The sequence below is a fragment of the Thalassospira sp. UBA1131 genome, assembly GCF_002311515.1.
Taxonomy (GTDB): Bacteria; Pseudomonadota; Alphaproteobacteria; order Rhodospirillales; family Thalassospiraceae; genus Thalassospira.
Window position 1 is genome coordinate 26,316 of record NZ_DCAO01000113.1, and the last position, 3,430, is coordinate 29,745.

The following is a 3,430-nucleotide window of genomic DNA, read 5'->3' on the forward strand; positions in this document are numbered from 1 at the left end:
CCATCGCCGAAATCGTGTTTTTCAAGGATGTCCGCCTCTTCGAACAGGCGCACGGTGCGATATACGGTCGCAATCGAAATCTTCGGATCAATGTCGGTCGCCCGACGATAAACCAGTTCAACGTCCGGGTGGTCTTCGGACTCAGAGAGCACACGGGCAATCACCCGGCGTTGGCCCGTCATTTTCAGGCCCGCGTCGATGCATTTCTGCTCGATAGTTGATTCTGCAAGCATTGTCTTGTTTCTCGTTTCCGTTTCCGGTTCCACCTGTCCCCAGCCGAGACGTGTCTCTGGCGTCGATCTCTTGTGGCTCAATATTGAAAAATCCGCCACATATCGCAAGGTTGAATTCGCGATAAATTTCGCTTCCTGTAGATCGCCGGTACTAACACCCTGCAATCACAATCATATCGGCATTCTTCTGGCCACTTGCTACCTGCGATGAAGGGCGCTACTTCAAAGTTACGCATCAAGGCAGGAGACCAACATGGCCACCGCAACCCCCGACCATAAATTAGACATCACAAACGACGTCTGCCCGATGACATTTGTGCGCACCCGCCTCAAACTCGAAACCATGACACCGGGTCAGGTTCTGGAGGTTACCCTTGGCGCTGGTGAACCGTTAAAAAACGTTCCGCGCTCGGTAACCGAGATGGGCGACGAAGTCGTCGAACTGGCCGAAATCACTGATACACCGGGAACCTACCGACTCATAATCCGCAAGGGATCATAAAACCGCCAGTTCCGATGCAGGCTTACACTACAACAGGTTGGCGCTCAAAACCACACTCATTATGTGGGTATAATCGATTAAAATTGTTCCAGATTGCCTAACACCCTATTGGCAAACAAAAATTCCTGCCATGGATCGAAAAGGTCACCGACATCGAAAAAATTATCTAGATCAGTCGTTCGAGGACCAAGGCATCAACTTTTCGGCCACCAGGCCTGGCATAATAGCCCTTGCGACGCCCGATTTCGGCAAAGCCGTTCTGACGATAAAGCGCAATCGCGCCATCATTATCGACCGCTACTTCCAGCAAGATACGGGTAACACCCGCCGCCACGAGGCGATCCTTGACCGCATCAAGCAATGCGCGTCCAACCCCCTTGCGCCGGGCATCCGGGGCAACCGTGATGGTATTGATTTCTGCCTCATCGAGAACAGTCTGCATCAGAACAAAGCCAAGTGGCTGATCCTTTGCATTTTTGGCCTGATCACCGGGTCGATAAGCCAGAATGCCAAACGCACCGGGCACATCAAGCAACCGGATAATTGCATCCTCATTCCAGGCATCATCAAATCCCTCTGCATGTAGCGCACTTGCCACCGTCGCAAAGGCCGCCGTCAAAGGCACCAGCACAATCTGCGAGGCGTCATAACCAGAACTGCCATCGTTGGATTTGGCCGGGCTCATTTCTTTTTCTGCGGTCCCTGATCTTCGATGCGTCTTGCATCGGGCGCGCGCAGGTAAAGCGGCACCGGCGCCAGGTTTTCACCGGTTTCCCAACGCGCGGCCGCGATCCTTGCCACATTGCCCGCCCGCGGAAGGCCGGGTGCTGTGCAATCATAAAAGGCGTCCGGCGCATGGGCAGCAGCGGTCAGAAGGCGCGGGGTGGCATCCCCGGCAAGCAATGTATCACCGGGTGGCGCCATCATCAGGGCCTGACGCGGGGCGACACATTCAGCATTGCTCAGCGGGCGTTTTTTGCCATCAAAGGCTTGGGCAAAGATCTCGTTTCGTTTGCTATCAAGCGCGACCAGGATATTGCGGCCCTGATGATCGCGCTCCGTCACGCCATAGGCAACGGCTTCAAGTGAACTGACGCCGACCACCGGGATCTTGCGCGCCAGACCAAGCGCACGCGCCGTCGAAAGGCCGATCCGCATGCCGGTAAAGGCCCCCGGACCAACCGTCACCGCAATCCCGTCAAGATCGGCAAGGTCGACTTTCGCGGTCTCAAGCGTCTTGGCAATGAACCCCATCAGGTGCTCGGCCTGACCGCGTTCCATATCTTCATAAAGTTCGCCTTTGACCTCGCCATTTATCAAGACGGCCGTCGACAGCGACGTTGATGCCGTATCAATCGCCAAAATTGTCGGACCGGACTTTTCCGCCTTTGTCTTTGCGGCGTCTGATGCGCTATGGTCGGCGCGATCTGATATGCGCGACTGTCCAGTCAGCATCTTCTTTATGTAATCGGTGAACGACAAGAACAGGGAGCCTCCGGCGATGGCGCTGGTCGAAATTACGCCTTACGAATATGATGTCGAAATTGATATCGTCTATGCCACGGATCGCAATTTCACCGGGGCACCGATTTATACACGACCTGCCTGCTATCTTCACACGGATGCCGCTGCCTGTCTGAAAAAGGCCGCCGCCATGGCGCGTCGTCAGGGGGTGAAATTGCGCATTCTTGATGCGTTTCGTCCCCAGGAAGCCCAACGAGCCCTTTGGAACCATTCGCCCAACCCCGATTTCGTCGCCAATCCGGATTTCGGATCGCCACATGGTCGTGGTGTGGCCATTGATCTAACGCTGATTGATCAAAACGGCAAGGAACTGGATATGGGGGCAGGGTTTGATGAAATGCATATCCGGTCCTATCACGGCTCTGATTTGATCTCCAAAGAGGCCGAAGCCAACCGCTTCCTGCTACTTGGCATCATGGTCAGCGCCGGCTTCGAATATTACGATCATGAATGGTGGCACTATCAGTTGCCCAATGCCCGCGCGCGCTATCCGCTGTTTTCCGACAGTTCGCTGCCCGAACCAATGATGGTCAAATAAACAAAATGGCGGCGCATTACGGCACCGCCATTTTTCAAATTCAAGGCCCGCAAATACACAAACTCAGCCGTGCAAAAGCGCCTTGCCGTTTTCCACATCAAACAACGACATCCGCGCGCCATCAATCACGACCCCGATATCTGATCCCGACTTGAAGGCCTGTTCCGGCCCGCTTCGGGCGGTCATTTCCGCACCGGCGACCGCCAAGCGCACATATTGATCGGGGCCGGTCGGCTCCGCCAGCACAACACGCGCCGAAATCCCGGCATCATCAAACATCAAATGTTCCGGCCGTGCGCCCAGCGTCATCGGACGCCCGACCAGATCGCAGGCCTCGGCGGGGACATCAACCAGCGGCAATTTCCCGTTACCGGTGTCGAAAAAGACCTGATCACCATCACGAACAAGGGCGCCATCGACGAAATTCATCGTCGGTGCCCCGACGAAGCTTGCGACAAACCGGTTTGCTGGCCGGCGATATACATTCTCCGGGGTGTCGGCCTGCTGGATGCTGCCACGATCAAGCACGACAACCTTGGTTGCCAGTGTCATTGCCTCGATCTGATCATGGGTGACATAGACAATCGTGCGGCCAAGACGTTCATGCAGACGCTTAAGCTCGATCCGCATATC

6 protein-coding genes are annotated in these 3,430 nt (G+C 55.4%); 2 read left to right on the forward strand and 4 right to left on the reverse strand.

Features of this window, described 5'->3' with window-relative positions:
• Nucleotides 1-266, reverse strand: a 266-nt coding sequence (locus B3Z49_RS19400) for a Fur family transcriptional regulator (RefSeq protein ID WP_296993897.1), incomplete at its 3' end; no start/stop codon positions are given.
• A 220-nt stretch (nt 267-486) separates the two neighbouring features.
• On the opposite strand from B3Z49_RS19400, the gene B3Z49_RS19405 reads away from it, so the two are divergent.
• Nucleotides 487-735: a sulfurtransferase TusA family protein gene (locus B3Z49_RS19405; RefSeq protein WP_296993853.1), complete on the forward strand. Its 249-nt coding sequence runs from the start codon at nt 487-489 to the stop codon at nt 733-735.
• Between the two features lie 166 nt (nt 736-901).
• Here B3Z49_RS19405 and rimI read toward each other — a convergent pair whose 3' ends face one another.
• Together rimI and tsaB are read right to left on the reverse strand one after the other, a co-directional pair.
• Nucleotides 902-1,420 (reverse strand): ribosomal protein S18-alanine N-acetyltransferase, encoded by a 519-nt coding sequence (gene rimI / locus B3Z49_RS19410; protein WP_296993855.1) that lies wholly within the window; start codon nt 1,418-1,420, stop codon nt 902-904.
• On the reverse strand, nt 1,417-2,190 hold the full coding sequence (gene tsaB / locus B3Z49_RS19415; protein WP_296993858.1) for a tRNA (adenosine(37)-N6)-threonylcarbamoyltransferase complex dimerization subunit type 1 TsaB: 774 nt from the start codon (nt 2,188-2,190) through the stop codon (nt 1,417-1,419). Before tsaB ends, rimI begins: the two co-directional genes overlap by 4 nt.
• 46 nt (nt 2,191-2,236) lie before the next feature.
• Here tsaB and ddpX point away from each other — a divergent pair, with 46 nt between their 5' ends.
• Nucleotides 2,237-2,797 carry a D-alanyl-D-alanine dipeptidase gene (ddpX, locus tag B3Z49_RS19420; protein ID WP_296993861.1) on the forward strand — a complete coding sequence of 187 codons (561 nt, stop codon included), beginning with the start codon at nt 2,237-2,239 and terminating at the stop codon, nt 2,795-2,797.
• Nucleotides 2,798-2,860: 63 nt separating this feature from the next.
• On the opposite strand, the gene B3Z49_RS19425 is transcribed toward ddpX, so the two are convergent.
• Nucleotides 2,861-3,430: TOBE domain-containing protein (locus B3Z49_RS19425; RefSeq protein ID WP_296993865.1), on the reverse strand; the 570-nt coding region annotated here is incomplete at its 5' end.

Excerpts from the sequence above, each read along its gene's own strand:
- ddpX (WP_296993861.1), top strand. The coding sequence starts at position 2,237 with ATGGCGCTGGTCGAAATTACGCCTTACGAATATGATGTCGAAATTGAT.
- tsaB (WP_296993858.1), bottom strand. The coding sequence starts at position 2,190 with ATGCTGACTGGACAGTCGCGCATATCAGATCGCGCCGACCATAGCGCA.
- rimI (WP_296993855.1), bottom strand. The coding sequence starts at position 1,420 with ATGAGCCCGGCCAAATCCAACGATGGCAGTTCTGGTTATGACGCCTCG.
- B3Z49_RS19405 (WP_296993853.1), top strand. The coding sequence starts at position 487 with ATGGCCACCGCAACCCCCGACCATAAATTAGACATCACAAACGACGTC.